The organism is Actinoplanes sp. NPDC019969 (assembly GCF_055562375.1).
Map to the genome: position 1 here is coordinate 137,255 of NZ_JBVHFK010000007.1, position 18,068 is coordinate 155,322.

Genomic DNA, 18,068 nt, shown 5'->3' on the forward strand with positions numbered 1-18,068 from the left:
GCGTTCATCCACGCTGCCTAGGGTCCGGCCCCATGCGGAAGATCATCCACACCGGAGCGCTGGCGCTGGCGCTCACCGTGACGATGGCCGGCGCGGCGAACGCCGGCGGTGGCCCGAAGGTCACCACCCCGACCCTGACCGGTTTCGCCTCGCTACCGGCCGCCACCTTCGTGCCCGGCAGCGAGCCGTCCGGCAGCCTGGTCACCGGCAACACCAACGGGCACGCCGCGCCCTTCGCCGACCAGCCGGTCCAGGGTTTCTCCGGCATCGTGAACAACGGCGACGGCACCTTCGACGTGCTGTCCGACAACGGGTACGGCAACCAGGCCAACTCGGCCGACTTCCTGCTGCGGATCCACCGGCTCGCGCCCGCGTTCGCGAGCGGCGCCGTCGACGTGCTCGGCGGCGTCAACCTGACCGACCCCCGGGGCCTGGTGCCGTGGAGACTGACCCGCGAGGACCGGGTGCTGACCGGCGCCGACTTCGACGTCGAGTCGATCGTCCGGGACACCGCCGGCGGGTACTGGATCGGTGACGAGTTCGGGCCGTACCTGCTGCACTTCGACCGGGCCGGCCGCCTGCTCGCCGCGCCCGTCCCGCTGGACGGCGTGACCGCCCCGGAGACCGCCGCACGCACCGGGACCACCGCCACCCTGGGCGGCAGCAAGGGCTTCGAGGGCATGGCGAAGTCGCCGGACGGCCGCTACCTGTACCCGCTGCTGGAAGGCTCGGTCACCGGGGACACCGCCGGTGACCTGCGGATCAACGAGTTCGACACGAGGACCGGGAAATACACCGGGAAGCGGTACGTCTACCGGCTCGGCGCGTCCAATCTGGCCATCGGCGACATGATCGCGATCGACGGCAACCGGTTCCTGGTGATCGAGCGGGACGGCGGCCAGGGCGCCACCGCCGTGATCAAGCGGTTGTACGTGGCCGACAAGCGCGACCGCAACCGGGACGGCCTGCTCGACAAGACCCTGCTCGTCGACCTGATGAACGTCGCGAACCCGCGCAGGCTGGGTGGTTTCGGCAGCACCTTCACCTTCCCGTTCCAGACCATCGAGGACGTGGTCGTCCTGAACGAGAAGACCGTCGCGGTATTGAACGACAACAACTTCCCGTTCTCCAGTGGACGGACCGCCGGAGTCGCCGACAACAATGAGTGGATCACCATTGAGCTGCCCTCGTCGCTGCACCCGGACAAGCGCATCTTTCCAGGTCACGGCCGGTAGATAAACGAATAGTGAACGGCCCGGAAACGGGTGGGCGCGCTGCCACGGAATTGCGGTGATGGATTACCGTGGCGGCGTGCCCGCGACGATTTCGGCATTGCTCCGGAACGAGACACCCGTACGCCTGCGGCTCTGGTCCGCTCTCACCGTGAGCGCCGCCGCCCTCCTGCTCGCCGCCCTCGCCCTGATCATGTCCACCGTGCAGGGGCAGGTCCGGGTGATCGGCCGGGAGGCGGCGCCGCAGGCGGCCACCGCGTCCGACCTCTACTTCGCCCTCAGCGACCTGGACGCGCAGGTCACCCGGATCCTGCTGGCCGGCGACAGCGACGAGCTGGCCGGCAGCCGGGTCGACGCGCTCGGCGCCTACCGGAACCGGGGATACCAGGTCGACCAGGATCTGCAACGGTCACTGAACGCCGGCGCCGGTGACGTCGAACGGGCGATCGTGCTGCGGCTGATGGACGGGCTCGCGGTCTACCGGCAGCGGGTCGGCCAGGCCCTCGCCGCGAGCGCCGCCGCCGACGCGCTCGGCTACTACACACAGGCCACGAACCTGCTGCACCAGCGGCTGCTGCCGGACGCACGGGAACTGCGGGACGCGAGCACGGGGCGGCTCGATGACGCGTACGCCGGCAAGACCGCTACCGAATCGCTCGGCGTCACCCTCGCCGTGCTCCTCGGCGGGATCCTGCTCGCGCTGCTGATCGGGCTGCAGATCTGGCTGGCCCGGCGGTTCCGGCGCCTGTGGAACCCGATGCTGATCGCCGCGACCGTCATCGGCCTGGCGCTTCCCGCCGCCGCGATCACGGTGCTCACCGCGCAGTCGCATCATCTCTCCGGCGGACTCGACCGGGGGCTCGGGCCGTACCTGGCACTGTCGGAGATGCGGGCGCTCGGGTACGACGCCGCCGCCGACACCGGGCGGTACGTGGTCAGCGCCAACCTCACCTACTACCGCGACGACTTCACCGGCAAGTCGGCCTGCCTCACCGGCGAACCGGCCTGCCCGTCGCCGCCGTCGGCGCGGGGCGGCCTCCCGCGGCTGGCCGGGACGGAGGCGCTCAGCCGGTGGAACACGTACCGGACCGGACACGACGAGATTCTCGCGCTCGCCACGTCCGGGCGCACCGCGGAGGCGGTCCGGCAGCTCACCGGGATCCGGCGTGGTGACGCGGCCTTCGACTTCGCCTACTTCGACGCCTCCGTCAGCGCTGTCACCGACGAGCGGAAGGCCACGTTCGACCGGTCGCTGGAATCCGCCGAACGCACCCTGACCGGCTGGGTGATCCTGCCGATCGTGCTGCTCGCGCTGGTCATCGCACTGGTCCCGCTGAGCGTCCGCAAACGCCTGGAGGAATACCGATGACCCGCCGGCCCGCGCTCGTCGCCGCTGTCCTCCTCGCTCTCACCGGCTGTTCGGCGCCGGCCGCGCCGGCCGCGCCGCCGATCTCCTGCGCTCGTGGCGCCGAGTCCGGGCAGGGCTCCTCGGCACAGACCAACGCCGTCAACGCCTGGATCAAGGCCTATCAGATCGCCTGCCCCGAAGCGACAGTCGAATACACCAGCTCCGGCTCCGGCGCGGGCGTCCGCGCCTTCCTCGCCGGCGACGGCGACTTCGCCGGCACCGACACCCCGCTCAGCGCCGCCGAACAACGACAGGCCGACCAGCGCTGCGGCACCGGCCCGGCGATCCACCTGCCGCTGGTCACCGGGCCGATCGCGCTCGCCTACAACGTCGCCGGCATCGACGGCCTGCGGCTGGCGCCACGCACCATCGCCGCGATCTTCAGCGGCCGGGTCACGGTCTGGAACGACCCGGCGATCGCCGCCGACAACGAGGGTACGGCGTTGCCCGCCACGAGGATCCGGGTCGTGCACCGGTCCGACGGATCCGGCACCACCGCCAACTTCCTCGCCTTCCTCGCCGGCACGGAGTCCGGGTGGGCCCACGGCGCCGGCAGCGAGTGGCCGCTGAAGGGCGGGCTCGGCCAGCGCGGCAGCCACCGGGTCGTCGCGGCGATCGGGCGGACCGACGGGGCGATCGGATACGTGGAGTCGTCGTACGCCCGCGTCACCGACCTGCCTGCCGTCGCCGTCGGCACCGCCGGCGGCGACTTCATCACCCCGACCGACGACGCGGCCGGCCTGACCGTCGCCGCCGCCACCGTCTCCGGCACCGGCGGCGACCTGCGCCTGCAGCTCGACCCGGCAGCCAGGACGGGCCGCGGCTACCCGATCGTCTCGGTGACCTACGAGGTGGTGTGCCGGGGATCCGTGCCGGACGCGGCCCACGGCTTCCTCACGTACGCGGCGAGCGAGCGCGGGCAGGAGGACGCCCGGCGGGCCGGCTTCGCTCCGTTGCCGGAGGCTTTGCGTACGCGGGTCGCGCAGTCCGTCGCCGCTCTCCGTTGACGTCCCATGCCGCGTCGCTGTTCTTTGTTGAAGTCCGTGCCGCGTCGCCTTCGGGGAAGGGGTGATCCCGGGCGGCCGGCCAAGGGGGAAGTCGGCCACCCGGGATCTTCGGGCGGGGTGGAGGGTCTTCTTACTTGCGCGGCGCGTTGCCGTAGTAGGCGCCCGGGCCGTGCTTGCGCTTGAAGTGACGTTCCTGCAGGTGAGCCGGCGTGCTGGCGGCCGGGTTGAGGGCCAGTGTCTTGATCGCCATCTCGGCGACGGCCTCCAGGATGATGCCGTGTTCCACCGACTTCAGCGGCGTGGCGCCCCAGGTGAACGGGCCGTGGTTGGCCACCAGCGCGGCGGGCATCCCCGCGGCCGCCTCGTCGTCGCCGATCCGCTCGACGATCACGCGGCCGGTGTTGAGCTCGTAGTCGGTGGCGCATTCCTCGGGCGTGAGAGCGCGGGTCACCGGCACGGGGCCGTTGAACGTGTCGGCGTGCGTGGTCCCGAGCACCGGAACGTCCCGGTTCGCCTGCGCGAACGCCACCGCATTGGTCGAGTGCGTGTGGGTGACCCCGCCGATCGACGGCCAGGCCAGGTAGAACGCGCGGTGGCTCTCACTGTCCACCGACGGCCGCAGGTCGCCGTCGAGGACCTTGCCGGTCTCCAGATCGACGGGAACCAGGTGGTCCTCGGTCAGGTCGTCATACGCGACACCGGACGGCTTGATCACGTAGAGCCCGGCCTCCCGGTCGACTCCACTGACGTTTCCCCAGGTCAGCTGGGCAAGTCCGGCCTTGGGAATCATCTGATTGGCCAACAGCACGGCCCGGCGCAGGGCCGTCGAACCGTAAGTCACGTCGTCTTCTCCTCGACCGCAGGATGTTAGCGCTCACCATAGCGGAGCCCCTATGCCCCGACACAAGGCCGAAACGCACTGGATTTGATCACTGGGGGGCATGTTAACGCCAACAGCGTTCCATGCCGCTCCAACTGTCTCCGCTGACGCTACCCGTTCATCTGATCTCCGCGCGGAGCCTTCCCGTCCCGTACCGGTTCCCGAGCCGTGCGCCTGCCGCAGCTCAACACGCTGGACCGGGCCTCCGCGTCATCCGCGGCCCGCCGCCGGGATTGCGGCCCAGCGTGACTCGCTTTCCTTCGCTCTGCCCCGGTGGGTTGCGCTGTGTACCGCTACGCGGTCCACCCGGGGCTCGACCGGCCTTGGCTGGCGGCGATCCCGGACGAAATTCCCAGGTCCGTGGCGAGTGAATGTGAGTCGAGCCGATCCCCTGGGCGTTCGACGTGGGTGAGTGGGAAGGCCAGGGAGAACGTTCGTTCCGCTGGTCCAGCCGAGATCGCGAGGCGTGGGGCCGGCCGGTCGATCCGCGGCAAGGGGAGCGACCCCGAGCAGTTGATCTCCAGGGTTGATCATCATCTGCGATCTTGGGCGCCTCGTGCCGATACTTCCCGTCCAAGACCGGGAAGGCGCTAGATCTTGGTCGGGAAGTGTCGGATTTCCGAAGCTGGGTGCACGAGGTGGGACAGGTCTTCGATCTTGGGCATGTAGCGCCGGAGCCAAGTGAACGAGGTCGGCCCGGGGCTTGTTCGCCATCTCGAGTTGCTGCATCGCATGAGCGGCTGCGTGCTGCTTCCTCGGTAGACGGTCCCAGGCTGATGCCTTACGGGAGCGGCGTCGTGCAGGAGTGGCGTCGTGCGGGAACGGCCTCGGGCGGGAACGGCCTTGGGCTGGCTTCTCGCCAGGAACGGAGTCGGCCGTCGCCGTGAACTCGCCGGCGGCGGGCCGGCGAACTGACCGCTGCACGTCGGTGGTCCCAGGTCAGCCGCCCGATGGCAGTGGGGGGAAGTGTCTCGGTCGCCCACGAGGCGGTTCCGGGGGAGGGGTCGAGGCGGGCGTACTGGAAAGAGGGTTAATAGGAGAAGGGCAGACCGGTAGTGATCAGTGGGCCTGGAGTCAGGTGCGGGTGTTGGTAGTGCGGGACGGTGGCACGCGCAGGTTGCGGGGGACGCCGGTAGTGGCGGCCCGAGGCTGCGGGACCCGTGTCTGCGGTGTGAGATGCCCCCGCCACGTGAAGGCGACACCGCTCAAGGTGATCGTCTGGCCGGCGGTGCAGAGGCCGGCCTGCCGGTCAGCGGCGGAATCGGTCTGGCCATAAACGATCATCAGGCTGGTTTCGGTGTCGTCGGTCTGGACGGCCCACACCTCGCCGTGGCCGCGGAGGCCGGTGCCGCCGCCGGTCAGCAGGGATGCCCGGCCGCGTAGGGGGACGACCAGCTCGCGGCCGGTGGTGTCGCGGATGTGCAGGGTGCCGGAGAGCCGCGGGTTCCTGCGGCGCGACCGTGACCAGCGGCTCGCTGTCGTCGATGTCCGTCGTGCGTCGTCGTTGAGCACCCCCTGGACTGTAGCGGTGCGAAGCCATTTCGCAACGCCCCGTCACCGATGCGGGTGAGTTCGCGGTGAAACGCCGTATGAAGCGTGTTCCGCCGCCCGCCGAACGGCCGGGTGGTGGCCTGCCGAGTGGCTGGCTCGTGAAGCTGCGGCTGATGGGCTGGTGGCTTGCCCGGCGTTGGCAGGTGGTGGCTCGCCGGGCAGCGTTGAGCGGTTGCTTACCGGGCGGCGGTGGGCGGTGGTTCGCCGAACTGCGGTGGCGAGGCGCAGGTGCTGCTGGGCCGCGGGGCTAGGGAAGGCCGCCTCCCGAGGCGGATCCCTGGCCGTACGGGGGAGCGGCAAGCCCACCCCCACCTGATGAAGTATGACGCCCGACACATGGAGCCGCCCCCGGACCGGGGTGCTGGCGCCGGTCCAGGGGCGGGGTCTGTGGGGAAGGGGCGTGGTTTGTCAGGAGTGCGGTGGGGCCGCGCTGACCCGCGGTGTCATGCGTGGCGCGACCACCACGTCCTCCGGTGGCGCGTCGCCGTCGAGGACGGCCATGTGGCGCAGGAGCAGGGACAGCGCGCGCCGGCCGAGTTCGGCGAAGTCCTGGTGGACGGTGGTGAGCGGCGGCAGGAAGTAGCCGGAGTCGGGCATGTCGTCGAAGCCGGCGACGCTGACGTCGTCGGGGACGCGGCGGCCGGATTCGTGCATGGCGCGGAGCACGCCGAGGGCGATCCGGTCGTTGGCGCAGAACACCGCGGTGACGGACGGGTCCTCGGCGAGGCGGCGGCCCTGTTCGTAGCCGGCGGCGGCATCCCACCAGCCGGCGGTGACGGGCGGGACGACGGCGCCGGCGGCGTACAGGGTCTCGCGCCAGCCGTCGACGCGGGCCTGCGCCTCGGGCCAGTCGAGGGGGCCGGCCACATGGTGCACGGTGGCGTGTCCCAGGTCGAGCAGGTGCCGGGTGGCGAGGCGGGCTCCGGCGGTGTTGTCGACCCGTACGGTCGGGAAACCGGCCTGCCCGTCGCCGCCGACGGCGACGCACGGGATGCCCGCCGGCGCGTGGGTGAGCGCCGTGGTGACGGCAGGTTTCGGGGCGATCGCGATGATCCCGTCGACACCGTGCTGGACGAGCCGGTCGACGGCCTCCAGGACGGGTCGGTGTGACAGGTCGCGGACGGTGGCGACGCTGACCAGGTATCCGGCGGCGCGGGCGGCGCTCTCGATGCCGTAGAGCATCGATTCGGGACCGAACAACGTGGTCTCGAAGCCGACGATGCCGAGCGTGTGGGACTCCCGGGTGGCCAATGTTCGCGCTGCCAGGTTGCGCCGGTAGTTGAGCGATCGCATGGCGGCGAGGACGCGTTCCCGGGTCTCGGCCCGGACGTTGGGATGCTCGTTGATCACCCGGGACACCGTCTGGTGCGAGACGCCGGCCAGCTTGGCCACGTCGCGCATGACGCTGCCACGTTCCTTGCCGCTGCGCGGCCGGGACGCGGGTACGTGCAGGTCAGTGACGGTTTCGGGTTGCCCCGCCGCCTCATCAGATGTCGCCATTGGATGATTCCTACTTGCTTCCAGTCGATCACCGCGTGTGAGATGAGGGCTATTGCAACAGATCCGAAACAACGATCCAAGTCTCTTGACGGCCGCGATGAGAGCGGTAACACTCTCGAAACGACAACCTGTGACGGCGGTCGCAGTAGGACGCCGATCTCTGCGGTTTCGGCTGGTAGCCGTAGTCGCTGCTTATTTGTGAACGGTAACAGTTCTGGAGGTTTGCAGTGCGTAAGACTCTTTCCGTGGCCGTGTTCGGCGGTCTGCTCGCCGTCTCCGCGCTCGCCGGCTGCGGCAGCAGCGACGGTGACACCAAGACCGGCGGCGACACCGGCGGCGGCGACAAGATCGTCCTGGGCTTCTCGCAGGTCGGCTCCGAGAGTGGCTGGCGTTCCGCCAACACCGAGTCGATCAAGGCGGCCGCCACCGCGGCCGGCATCGAGCTGAAGTTCTCCGACGGCCAGAACAAGCAGGAGAAGCAGCTCGCGGACATCCGCAGCTTCATCACCCAGGGCGTGGACGTCATCGCGTTCTCGCCGGTGGTCACCTCCGGCTGGGACGAGGTGCTCAAGGAGGCCAAGGACGCCGGCATCCCGGTGATCCTGACCGACCGCGCCGTCGACTCGCAGGACAAGACGCTGTACAAGTCCTTCATCGGCTCGGACTTCAAGGTCGAGGGCGAGAAGGCCGGCGAGTGGCTGGTCAAGGAGTACGAGGGCAAGACCGGCGACGTCAACATCGTCGAGCTGCAGGGTGAGACCGGTTCCGCCCCGGCCCTGGACCGCCAGGCCGGCTTCCAGGAGAAGATCAAGGCGAACCCGAACCTGAAGATCGTCAAGTCGCAGACCGGCAACTTCAAGCGCGCCGACGGCAAGACGGTCATGGAGACCTTCCTGCAGTCCGTGCCGAAGATCGACGTGCTCTACGCCCACAACGACGACATGGGCCTGGGCGCCATCGAGGCGATCGAGGCGGCCGGCAAGAAGCCCGGCCAGGACATCAAGATCATCACCGTCGACGCGGTCAAGGACGGCATGACGGCGCTCGCCGCTGGCAAGATCAACTTCATTGTCGAGTGCAGCCCGCTCCTCGGTGACCAGCTGATGGAGACCGTCAAGAAGGTCAAGGCGGGCGAGACCGTGGAGCAGCGCATCCTCACCAAGGAGGGCACCTTCACGCCGGAGCAGGCCAAGGCCGAGCTGCCCAACCGCAAGTACTGATCTGACTCGCCCAGGTCGCCCCGGCATCGTCCGGGGCGGCCTGCGGCGATGCGAAACGGAGCCAGAATGGGCGAGCAGTCTCCGGTCCTCGAGATGACCGGGATCCGAAAAGTCTTCCCCGGCGTCGTCGCCCTCGACGGCGTCGATTTCCGTATGTTCCCGGGCGAGGTCCACGCTCTCATGGGCGAGAACGGGGCCGGGAAATCCACCCTCATCAAGACGCTGACCGGCGTCTACGAGATCGACGGTGGTGAGATCAAGCTCGGCGGCAAGCCGGTGCGGATCTCCGGGCCGCTGCAGGCCCAGCAGGCCGGCGTCAGCACGGTCTACCAGGAGGTCAACCTCTGCACCAACCTCTCCGTCGCGGAGAACATCTTCATCGGCCGTGAGCCGCGCACGTTCGGGAAGATCCAGTGGGGCAAGATGCGGCGGCGTGCCGCGGAGCTGCTCGCCCGGCTCGACCTCGACCTCGACGTGTCCGCGCCCCTGAGCTCCTACTCCCTGGCGATCCAGCAGATGGTCGCCATCGCGCGCGCGATCGACATCGACGCCCGGGTGCTCATTCTCGACGAGCCGACCTCCAGCCTGGACACCGCCGAGGTGGAGCAGCTGTTCCGGGTCATGCGCCGGCTCAAGGAGGACGGCGTGGCCATCCTCTTCGTCTCGCACTTCCTGGACCAGATCTACGAGATCTCGGACCGGCTCACCATCCTGCGCAACGGCCAGCTGATCAGCGAGCACCGGGTCGAGGAGCTGTCCCAGGTGCAGCTGGTCGAGAAGATGATCGGTAAAGAGCTCGCCGCCCTGGAGAACCTCGAGGACAAGGCGCAGCGCAACCGGGATCGGGCCGCCGGGGCGAAGCCGGTGCTGGAGGCCAAGGGCCTCGGCCGGACCGGCGCGATCCAGCCGTACGACCTGACCATCCACGAGGGTGAGGTGGTCGGCCTGGCCGGGCTGCTCGGCTCCGGGCGTACCGAACTGGCCCGTCTGCTCTTCGGCGCCGACAAGGCCGACAAGGGCGACCTGCTGATCGACGGCAAGAAGGTCAACCTGCGCGATCCGCAGGCCGCGATGAAGCACAAGATCGCCTTCTCGTCGGAGAACCGGCGCACCGAGGGCATCATCGGCGAGCTCAGCGTCCGGGAGAACATCATCCTGGCGTTGCAGGCGACCCGGGGCTGGATGCGCCCGATCCCGCGCAAGAAGCAGGACGAGATCGTCGACAAGTACATCAAGGCCCTGCACATCCGGCCGGCCGACCCGGAGCGCCCGGTCCGCAACCTCAGCGGCGGCAACCAGCAGAAGGTGCTGCTGGCGCGCTGGCTGATCACCGAGCCGCGGCTCCTGATCATCGACGAGCCGACCCGCGGCATCGACGTCGGCGCGAAGGCCGAGATCCAGAAGCTGGTGGCCGAGCTGTCCGACGGTGGCATGGCGGTGCTGTTCGTCAGCGCCGAGCTGGAGGAGGTACTCCGGCTGAGCCACAAGATCGCCGTGCTGCGGGACCGGCGCCTGGTCGAGGAGCTGGAGAACGCCGCGGACGTCGACGCCGACCGCATCATGCAGACCATCGCCAGCGGAGCAACCTCATGAGCTTTCTGAAGAACCGGCTGTTCTGGCCGACGCTGATCCTGGCGGTGCTGCTGGGTATCAACATGTACAAGTCGCAGCAGTTCATCACCATCCACGACGGGCACCTGTTCGGGACCCTGATCGACATCCTGCGCGGCAGCGCGCCGCTGATCCTGGTGGCGATCGGCATGACGCTGGTCATCGCCACCGGCGGCATCGACCTGTCGGTCGGCTCGGTGATGGCGATCTCCGGGGCCGTCGCCTGTCTGCTGATCCAGGACCTCGGCGACCAGAACGCGGTCGGCGCGATCCTGCTGATCCTGCTGGCCGCGATCGGTGTCTCGCTGCTGCTGGGCCTGTGGAACGGCGCCCTGGTCGCGGTCGTGGGCATCCAGCCGATCATCGCGACGCTGATCCTGATGGTGGCCGGCCGTGGTGTGGCGGAGCTGGTCACCGGCGGCAAGATCATCAATGTGCAGTCCACGACGTACGCCACGCTCGGCTCCGGTTTCTTCCTGGCCCTGCCGGTCGCCTTCCTGATCGCGATGGCGGCGGTCGCGCTGACCATCGTGCTCACCCGGCGCACCGCGCTGGGCCTGCTGCTGGAGTCGGTCGGCGGCAGCCCGACGGCGAGCCGCCTGGCCGGCATCGGCGCCAAGCGGATCACCGTCATGGTCTACGTCGTGGCCGGTGGCTTCGCCGGTCTGGCCGGCCTGATCTACAGCGCCAACATCAAGAGCGCGGACAGCATCGCGGCGGGCAACCTGATCGAGCTCGACGCCATCCTGGCCGTGGTCATCGGTGGCACCGCGCTGATCGGTGGCCGGTTCTCGATCGCCGGCACGGTCCTCGGCTGCGTCCTGATCCAGACCCTCACCGTCACGGTGGTCGCCATCGGCATCCCGTCGCAGGCGAACCTGCTCTTCAAGGCCGTCGTCGTGGTGGCGCTGTGCCTGTCCCAGTCCCCGGAGTTCCGGGCCAAGGTCTTCGGGCGCTTCAAGGCGCGCCCGGCCGCGCGAGAGGTTGCCGCGTGATGACGACGGTCGACATGAACCCTGTCACCAAGAACGACACGCCGGCGAACCCCCGCCGCCGCGTCTACCGGCCGAACACCAAGTACATCCCGCTGCTGGCCACCCTGGGCCTGCTGATCGCGATGTACACCAGCGGTCTGATCAACTACGAGAACTTCGACAAGCCGGCCGTGGTCGTCAACCTGTTCCGTGACAACGCGGTGCTGCTGGTGGTCGCGGTCGGGATGACCTTCGTGATCCTGACCGGTGGCATCGACCTGTCCGTCGGCGCGGTCATCTCGCTGACCACGGTGCTGACCGCCACCCTGCTGAAGGCGGACTGGCCGCCGCAGGTCGTGCTGCCGGTCGTGCTCCTGCTGGGCGCGCTGATCGGCGCGGGCCAGGGCGCGGTGATCCACTTCTTCAAGGTGGAGCCGTTCATCGCCACCCTGGCGGGGCTGTTCCTCGCCAAGGGCATCGCCCTGACCATCAACCAGGACTCGATCCCGATCCGCGACGAGCTGTGGAAGTCCTGGTCGGGCGCCCGGTTCGAGCTCGCCGACGGTGTCGTCACCAAGCCGATCGCCGTGGTCGCGGTACTCGCGGTGATCATCGCCGCCGCCGTGCTGGCGTGGACCCGGTTCGGCCGCAACGTCTACGCCATCGGCGGCAACGCCGACTCGGCGCTGCTGATGGGCCTCCCGGTGGGCCGCACCAAGATCGCCGTCTACACCCTCAGCGGTTTCTGCGCGGCGCTCGGCGGCGTGCTGTTCAGCATCAACTCGACCTCCGGCTGGGCGGGGCAGGGCAACGGCATGGAGCTCGACGCGATCGCTGCGGCGGTCATCGGCGGCGTGCTGCTCACCGGTGGCTCCGGCTTCGTCTGGGGCACCCTGCTCGGTGTCCTGGTCACCGGCCTGATCCGGACGATCATCAACTTCCAGGGCGACCTGAACGCGGCCTGGAGCCGGATCGTCATCGGCATCCTGCTCTTCGCTTTCATCGTGATGCAGCGGCTCGTCACGAGAAAAGTGAGATAACCGCATGACAAGCAACGAGAAAGGCGACCGCACATGAGCAACGGGGAGATCTGGTTCCTCACCGGCAGTCAGGGACTCTACGGGCCGGAGACCCTGGAGCAGGTCGCCGCACAGTCACGGGAGATCGCGATCCAGCTGGACCACCAGCTCGACGCGGACGTGATCTGGCAGCCGGTGCTGACCAGCGCCGAGCAGATCCTGGACATCTGCCGCCGCGCCTCGTCGACGCCGGGGGTGCTCGGCGTCATCACCTGGATGCACACGTTCTCGCCGGCCAAGATGTGGATCGCCGGCCTGGACGCGCTGCGGGCGCCGCTGCTGCACCTGCACACCCAGCACAACGTCGAACTGCCCTGGGGCGAGATCGACATGGACTTCATGAACCTCAACCAGGCCGCGCACGGCGACCGGGAGTTCGGGTTCATCGAGGCGCGGCTGGGCGTACCCCGCAAGACCGTCGCCGGGCACGTCAGCAACCCGGCCGTGGTCGGCCGCATCGCCACCTGGGTGAAGGCCGCCCGTGGCTACTCCGCGATGCGGAACCTGAAGCTGGCCCGGTTCGGCGACAACATGCGGGACGTGGCGGTCACCGAGGGCGACAAGGTCGAGGCGCAGCTGCGGTTCGGCGTCTCGGTCAACACGTACGGGGTCAACGACCTGGTCGCCGTCGTCGACCAGCAGTCCGACGCGGACATCGACAAGCTGGTCGAGGAGTACCAGGACACCTACGAGGTGGCGGCGGAGCTGCTCGGCGATCGTCTCGAGTCGCTGCGGTACGGCGCCCGGATCGAGCTGGGCCTGCGGCAGTTCCTCACCGAGGGCGGTTTCCGCGCGTTCACCTCGAACTTCGAGGACCTGGGCGGCCTGCGGCAGCTGCCCGGCCTGGCGGTCCAGCGGCTGATGGCCGACGGGTACGGCTTCGGCGGCGAGGGCGACTGGAAGACGTCGGTCCTGGTGCACACGCTGAAGGCGATGGCCCCGGGCGGCGGCACGTCCTTCATGGAGGACTACACCTACGACCTGACCCCCGGCAACGAGGTCATCCTCGGCGCCCACATGCTCGAGGTGTGCCCGTCGATCGCGGCCGGGAAGCCGAAGCTGGAGATCCACCCGCTCGGCATCGGTGGCCGGGAGGACCCGGTCCGCCTGGTCTTCGACGCCGCGCCCGGCAAGGCGGTCGTGCTCGGCCTGGCCGACCTGGGCGAGCGGTTCCGCCTGGTCGCCAACGAGATCGAGGTGGTCCCGCCGACCGCGCCGCTGCCGAAGCTGCCGGTCGCCCGGGCGGTCTGGAAGCCGGCCCCGTCGCTGTCCACGTCCGCCGAGTGCTGGCTGACCGCGGGCGGCCCGCACCACACCGTGCTGTCCTCGGCGGTGGGCGCGGAGGAGCTGGCCGACCTGGCCGAGATGGTCGGCACCGAGCTGCTGGTCATCGACTCCTCGACGACGACCCGGTCGTTCGTCAAGGAGGTGCGCTGGAACCAGGCGTACCACCGCCTGGCCCGCGGCTTCCGCTGAGTCGCACGGATCACCCCGCCCGGATGGTGTACCGGGCGGGGTGACCGGGCACCCTCTGCCGCATGCCGGGTTGGGTGGAGGCGGGTGGCTGGGGACTCCTGGCCGGATCCGCGCTGCTGGTGGGCGCGGCGGTCGGTTACCTGGTGCGCATCCCGCCGCGGATCATCGCGTCGATCATGGCGTTCGGCGCCGGCGTGCTGCTGTCCGCCGTCGCGTTCGAGCTGGTCGGCGAGGCCTACGAGCAGGCCGGCATGGCCTGGACCGCCTCCGGAGCGGTGGCCGGCGCGCTGATCTACACCGGCTGCAACGTGCTGCTCGCCCGGCGCGGCGCCCGCAACCGCAAACGCTCCGGCGGCGACGACCGCTCCGGCGACGGCTCCGGGCTGGCCCTGGCCACCGGCGCCCTGCTCGACGGCATCCCGGAATCCATCGTGATCGGCACCAGCCTGCTCGCGGGCGGCGGCGTCAGCGTCGCCACCGTCGTCGCGGTCTTCATCAGCAACGTCCCCGAGGGCCTGTCCAGCGCCGCCGGCCTGCGCGCCGCCGGGCGCAGCCGCGCCTACGTCTTCACGCTCTGGGGCGGCATCGCCGTGATCAGCGCGCTCTCCTCGATCGCCGGTTTCACGGTGCTCGCCGACGCCCCGGCGGTCCTGCTCGGCTGGATCACCGCGCTGGCCGGCGGCGCGATCCTGACCATGGTCGCCGACACCATGATCCCGGAGGCGTTCGACGACGCGCACCTGTTGATCGGCCTGATCACGGTGGCGGGTTTCCTGCTGTCGTTCAGCCTGTCGCACGCGGGCTGAAAGCAGAGCGTGTGTTGAGTTCGGGCGCGTATGACGGCCGAACTCGACACGCGGGGTGGCGTCCCCGTCAGGCGGCCTCGACCGTGATCCAGTCCAGGTCGCCGGCGTAGTAGTCGCAGCCCACCTTCACCTGGTCGCAGTCCATCTTGCCGCCGATCGACACCGGCCAGTCGTTGTCGATCGTCCCGGTCCAGCCGAGCCGGGCCGCCGCCTGCCGGCCGTCGATGCTGAGGAAGACCCCCTCCCGCAGCCGTACGCAGCGGACCACGTGCCAGGTCCCGTCGTTGATCCGGTACGGCGCGATCAGCTCGATCGTCCCCTTGGACCCCCGGTACGTACAGGTGGCCCGCCCGTTCGGCAGTTGCACCTTCCAGCTCCCGCCGGGCACGGTGGCCTGGCCCTTCTGGATGATGTTGCCGAACTTGCGGCTGGTCCTGAGCCGGAGCGTGACCGCGAAGTCCCGGTCCGCGGGGTCGAGGTCCGAGTGGTCGGGAACGACGACCAGGTGGCCGGGCCGGGCCGGCGGAGTGTCCGGTTCCAGGCGGTCGAACCGGTACCCGACGGCGGGTCCGGTGGTCAGACCCGTGCCGACCTCCGGCCCGATCCGGCCGTGGTGCCCGCGCCCGCCGGCGTCGGACATCCAGGTGTCGCCGGGTCTCTCGTCCATCGGCCAGACCGCCATCACGTGGTCCGCCGCCGCCTGTGCCGGGCCGGCCACAGCGGTGAGAAGGCAGGTCAGCGCGGTGACAGTGGCCAGTGTGCGGGGTTTTCCCATGGCTCGTCCTCGGGTGTCGGCGGGAGAGACGAATTTAAGCCTAATGTGCGATTTGCGAAGGTCCTCGGCGATCCTGCAAAACTGCCCCGGACGAGCCTCGCTCCGGGCCCGTTCCGCTTGGTAGCATCCGCCGATCATGGCCGGTGCCGTGGCGGGACCCCAGCCGGCCGGACCCCCTCCTGACGTAAGGATCGTGTCGAAGTGCTGCTCAACGGGACGAACGGTGAGACCTCGGAGCATGCGGTGATAGCTCCCAACCCGGGCCTGCCCAACCAGGCGCTGCAGGTGCTGGCCCTGGCGCAGCGCACGGCCGAGGAGCACGTGGCCAGCGCGCAGCACCACGCGGACAAGATCCGAACGGACGCGCTGGCCGCCGCCGAGCAGATCGCCCGGGACGCCCAGGCGCACGCCGGCAACGTCCGCCGCGAGGCCGACCGGGTGCTGGCCGAGGCCCGCGCCGCCGCGGAGCAGATCGGCCGGGACGCCCAGGCGCACGGCGAGGACGCCCGCCGTACCGCTGAGAAGATCGTCGCCGACGCCCGCGCCCGGGCCGAGACGATCAACGCGGACGCCGTCGCCGGCGCCGACCAGCTGCGGCAGCAGGCCCAGCAGCGCTACGACGACGTGGTCGGCAGCCTCGGCGCCAAGCGCGAGTCGCTGCAGCAGCAGATCGAGGCCCTCGAGCAGTTCGACCGGGAGTACCGCGGCCGGCTCACCGCGTTCATGCAGAGCCAATTGCGCGCCCTGTGGGTGGACGCGCCGCAGATGAACGAGTACGTCGAGGAGGAGCCGGTCGCCGAGGTCCTCGAGGCCGCTCCGGCCCCGGCCCAGCCCGCCCGGCACGCGCAGGCGGCCGAGGACGACGGCGACGAGCCCGAGGACGACGGCGACAAGTAGTCAGGCCCCGTGGACCAGGGTGCCGTCGACGAAGGTCATCGCCACCCTGGTCGCCGCGATCTCGGTGACCGGCTCCCGGAACGGGTCCCGGTCCAGCACCACCAGGTCGGCCCGGTTCCCCGGCCGGACCGTGCCGGTGTCGTCCCGGCGGTTCACGTACGCCGAACCCGCCGTGTACGCCGTCAGCGCCGTGACCAGCCCGAGCCGCTGCTCCGGCAGGAACGCCGGATGGTCGTCGCCGTGGTGGACCCGGTTCACCGCGACGTGGATCGCCTGTACCGGGTCCGGGGTGCTGACCGGCCAGTCGCTGCCCGCGGCCAGGTGCGCCCCGGCCCGCCACAGGTCGCCGAACGGGTACTGCCGCTCCACCAGCGCCGGGTCCAGGAACGGGATCGTCAGGTCGTCCATCTGCGGTTCGTGCGCCGCCCAGTACGCCTGCAGGTTCGCCGTCGCGCCGAGCCGCCGGAACCGCGGCACGTCGTCCGGGTGCACCACCTGCAGATGCGCCAGGTGCGGCCGGGTGTCGCGGAACCCGTTCGCGGCCCGCGCCGCCGCCACCGCGTCCAGGCCGTCGCGCACCGCCCGGTCGCCGAGCGCGTGGAAGTGCGCCTGGAACCCGTGCGCGTCCAGCGCGGTGACGTACCCCGGCAGCGCCGCCGGGTCGATGAACGACATCCCCCGGTTGGCGGTCGCGCACCCGCACCCGTCCCGGTACGGCTCGGTCATCGCGGCCGTGAAGTTCTCCGCCACCCCGTCCAGCATCAGTTTCACGCTGTCGCAGCGCAGCCGGCCCACGGTGAACCGCTCCCGCTTCTCCAGCAGCTCCGGGATCTGCTCGGCGCCGCGCTCCCGGTCCCACCAGAGCGCCCCGATCACGGTGGCGGTCAGCCAGCCCTCGGACGCGGCGGCGTGGTAGGCGTCGGCCACGTCCGGGTAGCCGTTGGACGCGCAGACCATGGCGTCCTGCCAGGCGGTGATCCCGTACGAGTGCAGCAGCGCCTGCGCCCGCCGCAGCCCGGCGACCCGATCGGCCGTGGTCACCTCCGGCAGCAGCGCGGCGACCAGCTCGATCGCGCCCTCCTGCAGCCCGCCCGCGGGGGATCCGTCGGCGGCCCGGTCGATCCGGCCGTCGGACGGGTCGGGGGTGTCCGCGGTGATCCCGGCCAGCTCCAGGGCCCGGCTGTTCACCCAGGCGCCGTGGTGATCCCGGTTGATCAGGTAGACCGGCCGGTCCGGCACGATCCGGTCGAGCAGCTCCTTCGCCGGCACCCCGCCGGGGAAGGACTCCATCGACCAGCCGCCCCCGGCGATCCACTCCGCGCCCGGATGGGCGGCAGCGTAGGCGGCGACCCGGCGCAGGTACTCGTCCAGGTCGGTGGTCTCGGTCAGGTCGCACTGGTTCAGCTCGACGCCACCCATCACGGCGTGCACGTGCGCGTCCTGGAACCCGGGCAGCAGCAGCCGCCCGGCCAGGTCGACCACCTCGGTGCCCGGGCCGGTCAGCTCGCGCAGGTCGTCGCCGACGGCCAGGATCCGGCCGTCCCGCACCGCGACCGAGGTCGCCGGGCCGGCCCCGGCGGAGAACACCGGCCCCCCGGTGAAGAGCAGGTCAGCGTGGGGACGGGACATCGGCGTCTCCTCTTTCTGCCGCG

15 protein-coding genes are annotated in these 18,068 nt (G+C 70.2%); 10 read left to right on the forward strand and 5 right to left on the reverse strand.

Going from position 1 to position 18,068, the window contains the following annotated elements:
* Positions 1-32: 32 nt before the first annotated feature.
* The 3 genes from ACZ3II_RS21830 to pstS all read left to right on the forward strand — a co-directional run bounded on the left by ACZ3II_RS21830 (position 33) and on the right by pstS (position 3,647).
* The gene (locus ACZ3II_RS21830) at positions 33-1,235 is read left to right on the forward strand and encodes an esterase-like activity of phytase family protein (protein WP_465519531.1); all 1,203 of its coding nucleotides are present in this window, start codon (positions 33-35) and stop codon (positions 1,233-1,235) included.
* A gap of 76 nt (positions 1,236-1,311) precedes the next feature.
* Complete coding sequence (locus ACZ3II_RS21835; protein ID WP_465519532.1) at positions 1,312-2,601, forward strand: hypothetical protein; 1,290 nt, start codon at positions 1,312-1,314, stop codon at positions 2,599-2,601.
* The gene (gene pstS, locus ACZ3II_RS21840) at positions 2,598-3,647 is read left to right on the forward strand and encodes a phosphate ABC transporter substrate-binding protein PstS (RefSeq protein WP_465519533.1); all 1,050 of its coding nucleotides are present in this window, start codon (positions 2,598-2,600) and stop codon (positions 3,645-3,647) included. Before ACZ3II_RS21835 ends, pstS begins: the two co-directional genes overlap by 4 nt.
* A gap of 130 nt (positions 3,648-3,777) precedes the next feature.
* On the opposite strand, the gene araD is transcribed toward pstS, so the two are convergent.
* The 3 genes from araD to ACZ3II_RS21855 form a co-directional block, all read right to left on the reverse strand.
* Complete coding sequence (gene araD, locus ACZ3II_RS21845) at positions 3,778-4,488, reverse strand: L-ribulose-5-phosphate 4-epimerase AraD (protein WP_465519534.1); 711 nt, start codon at positions 4,486-4,488, stop codon at positions 3,778-3,780.
* Positions 4,489-5,601: 1,113 nt separating this feature from the next.
* Entirely contained in the window at positions 5,602-6,039 is a 438-nt protein-coding gene (locus ACZ3II_RS21850) for a hypothetical protein (RefSeq protein WP_465519535.1), read from the reverse strand.
* A 447-nt stretch (positions 6,040-6,486) separates the two neighbouring features.
* A complete protein-coding gene (locus ACZ3II_RS21855; protein WP_465519877.1) occupies positions 6,487-7,479 on the reverse strand; it encodes a LacI family DNA-binding transcriptional regulator in 993 nt (330 codons plus the stop codon).
* A 344-nt stretch (positions 7,480-7,823) separates the two neighbouring features.
* On the opposite strand from ACZ3II_RS21855, the gene ACZ3II_RS21860 reads away from it, so the two are divergent.
* The 6 genes from ACZ3II_RS21860 to ACZ3II_RS21885 all read left to right on the forward strand — a co-directional run bounded on the left by ACZ3II_RS21860 (position 7,824) and on the right by ACZ3II_RS21885 (position 14,744).
* Complete coding sequence (locus tag ACZ3II_RS21860; protein WP_465519536.1) at positions 7,824-8,798, forward strand: ABC transporter substrate-binding protein; 975 nt, start codon at positions 7,824-7,826, stop codon at positions 8,796-8,798.
* 66 nt (positions 8,799-8,864) lie between these two features.
* Complete coding sequence (locus ACZ3II_RS21865; RefSeq protein WP_465519537.1) at positions 8,865-10,391, forward strand: sugar ABC transporter ATP-binding protein; 1,527 nt, start codon at positions 8,865-8,867, stop codon at positions 10,389-10,391.
* Positions 10,388-11,404: an ABC transporter permease gene (locus ACZ3II_RS21870; RefSeq protein WP_465519538.1), complete on the forward strand. Its 1,017-nt coding sequence runs from the start codon at positions 10,388-10,390 to the stop codon at positions 11,402-11,404. Before ACZ3II_RS21865 ends, ACZ3II_RS21870 begins: the two co-directional genes overlap by 4 nt.
* Positions 11,401-12,423, forward strand: coding sequence for a galactofuranose ABC transporter, permease protein YjfF (gene yjfF, locus ACZ3II_RS21875; protein WP_465519539.1), 1,023 nt, complete (start codon positions 11,401-11,403; stop codon positions 12,421-12,423). The genes ACZ3II_RS21870 and yjfF overlap by 4 nt, the downstream gene beginning before the upstream one ends.
* 33 nt (positions 12,424-12,456) lie before the next feature.
* Positions 12,457-13,938, forward strand: coding sequence for an L-arabinose isomerase (gene araA / locus ACZ3II_RS21880; protein WP_465519540.1), 1,482 nt, complete (start codon positions 12,457-12,459; stop codon positions 13,936-13,938).
* A gap of 62 nt (positions 13,939-14,000) precedes the next feature.
* Positions 14,001-14,744 carry a ZIP family metal transporter gene (locus ACZ3II_RS21885; protein ID WP_465519541.1) on the forward strand — a complete coding sequence of 248 codons (744 nt, stop codon included), beginning with the start codon at positions 14,001-14,003 and terminating at the stop codon, positions 14,742-14,744.
* Positions 14,745-14,811: 67 nt separating this feature from the next.
* Here the strand turns inward: ACZ3II_RS21885 and ACZ3II_RS21890 are convergent, their stop codons facing one another.
* Positions 14,812-15,519: a laminin G domain-containing protein gene (locus ACZ3II_RS21890; RefSeq protein WP_465519542.1), complete on the reverse strand. Its 708-nt coding sequence runs from the start codon at positions 15,517-15,519 to the stop codon at positions 14,812-14,814.
* Between the two features lie 243 nt (positions 15,520-15,762).
* Between ACZ3II_RS21890 and ACZ3II_RS21895 the strand changes: the two genes are divergently transcribed.
* Entirely contained in the window at positions 15,763-16,416 is a 654-nt protein-coding gene (locus ACZ3II_RS21895; RefSeq protein WP_465519543.1) for a hypothetical protein, read from the forward strand.
* Here ACZ3II_RS21895 and ACZ3II_RS21900 read toward each other — a convergent pair whose 3' ends face one another.
* Complete coding sequence (locus ACZ3II_RS21900) at positions 16,417-18,045, reverse strand: amidohydrolase (protein ID WP_465519544.1); 1,629 nt, start codon at positions 18,043-18,045, stop codon at positions 16,417-16,419.
* Positions 18,046-18,068 lie beyond the last annotated feature (23 nt).

Coding starts and splice junctions, on each gene's coding strand:
- ACZ3II_RS21830 (WP_465519531.1), top strand. CDS start 33: ATGCGGAAGATCATCCACACCGGAGCGCTGGCGCTGGCGCTCACCGTG.
- pstS (WP_465519533.1), top strand. CDS start 2,598: ATGACCCGCCGGCCCGCGCTCGTCGCCGCTGTCCTCCTCGCTCTCACC.
- ACZ3II_RS21855 (WP_465519877.1), bottom strand. CDS start 7,479: ATGCGCGACGTGGCCAAGCTGGCCGGCGTCTCGCACCAGACGGTGTCC.
- ACZ3II_RS21865 (WP_465519537.1), top strand. CDS start 8,865: ATGGGCGAGCAGTCTCCGGTCCTCGAGATGACCGGGATCCGAAAAGTC.
- ACZ3II_RS21870 (WP_465519538.1), top strand. CDS start 10,388: ATGAGCTTTCTGAAGAACCGGCTGTTCTGGCCGACGCTGATCCTGGCG.
- araA (WP_465519540.1), top strand. CDS start 12,457: ATGAGCAACGGGGAGATCTGGTTCCTCACCGGCAGTCAGGGACTCTAC.
- ACZ3II_RS21885 (WP_465519541.1), top strand. CDS start 14,001: ATGCCGGGTTGGGTGGAGGCGGGTGGCTGGGGACTCCTGGCCGGATCC.
- ACZ3II_RS21890 (WP_465519542.1), bottom strand. CDS start 15,519: ATGGGAAAACCCCGCACACTGGCCACTGTCACCGCGCTGACCTGCCTT.
- ACZ3II_RS21900 (WP_465519544.1), bottom strand. CDS start 18,045: ATGTCCCGTCCCCACGCTGACCTGCTCTTCACCGGGGGGCCGGTGTTC.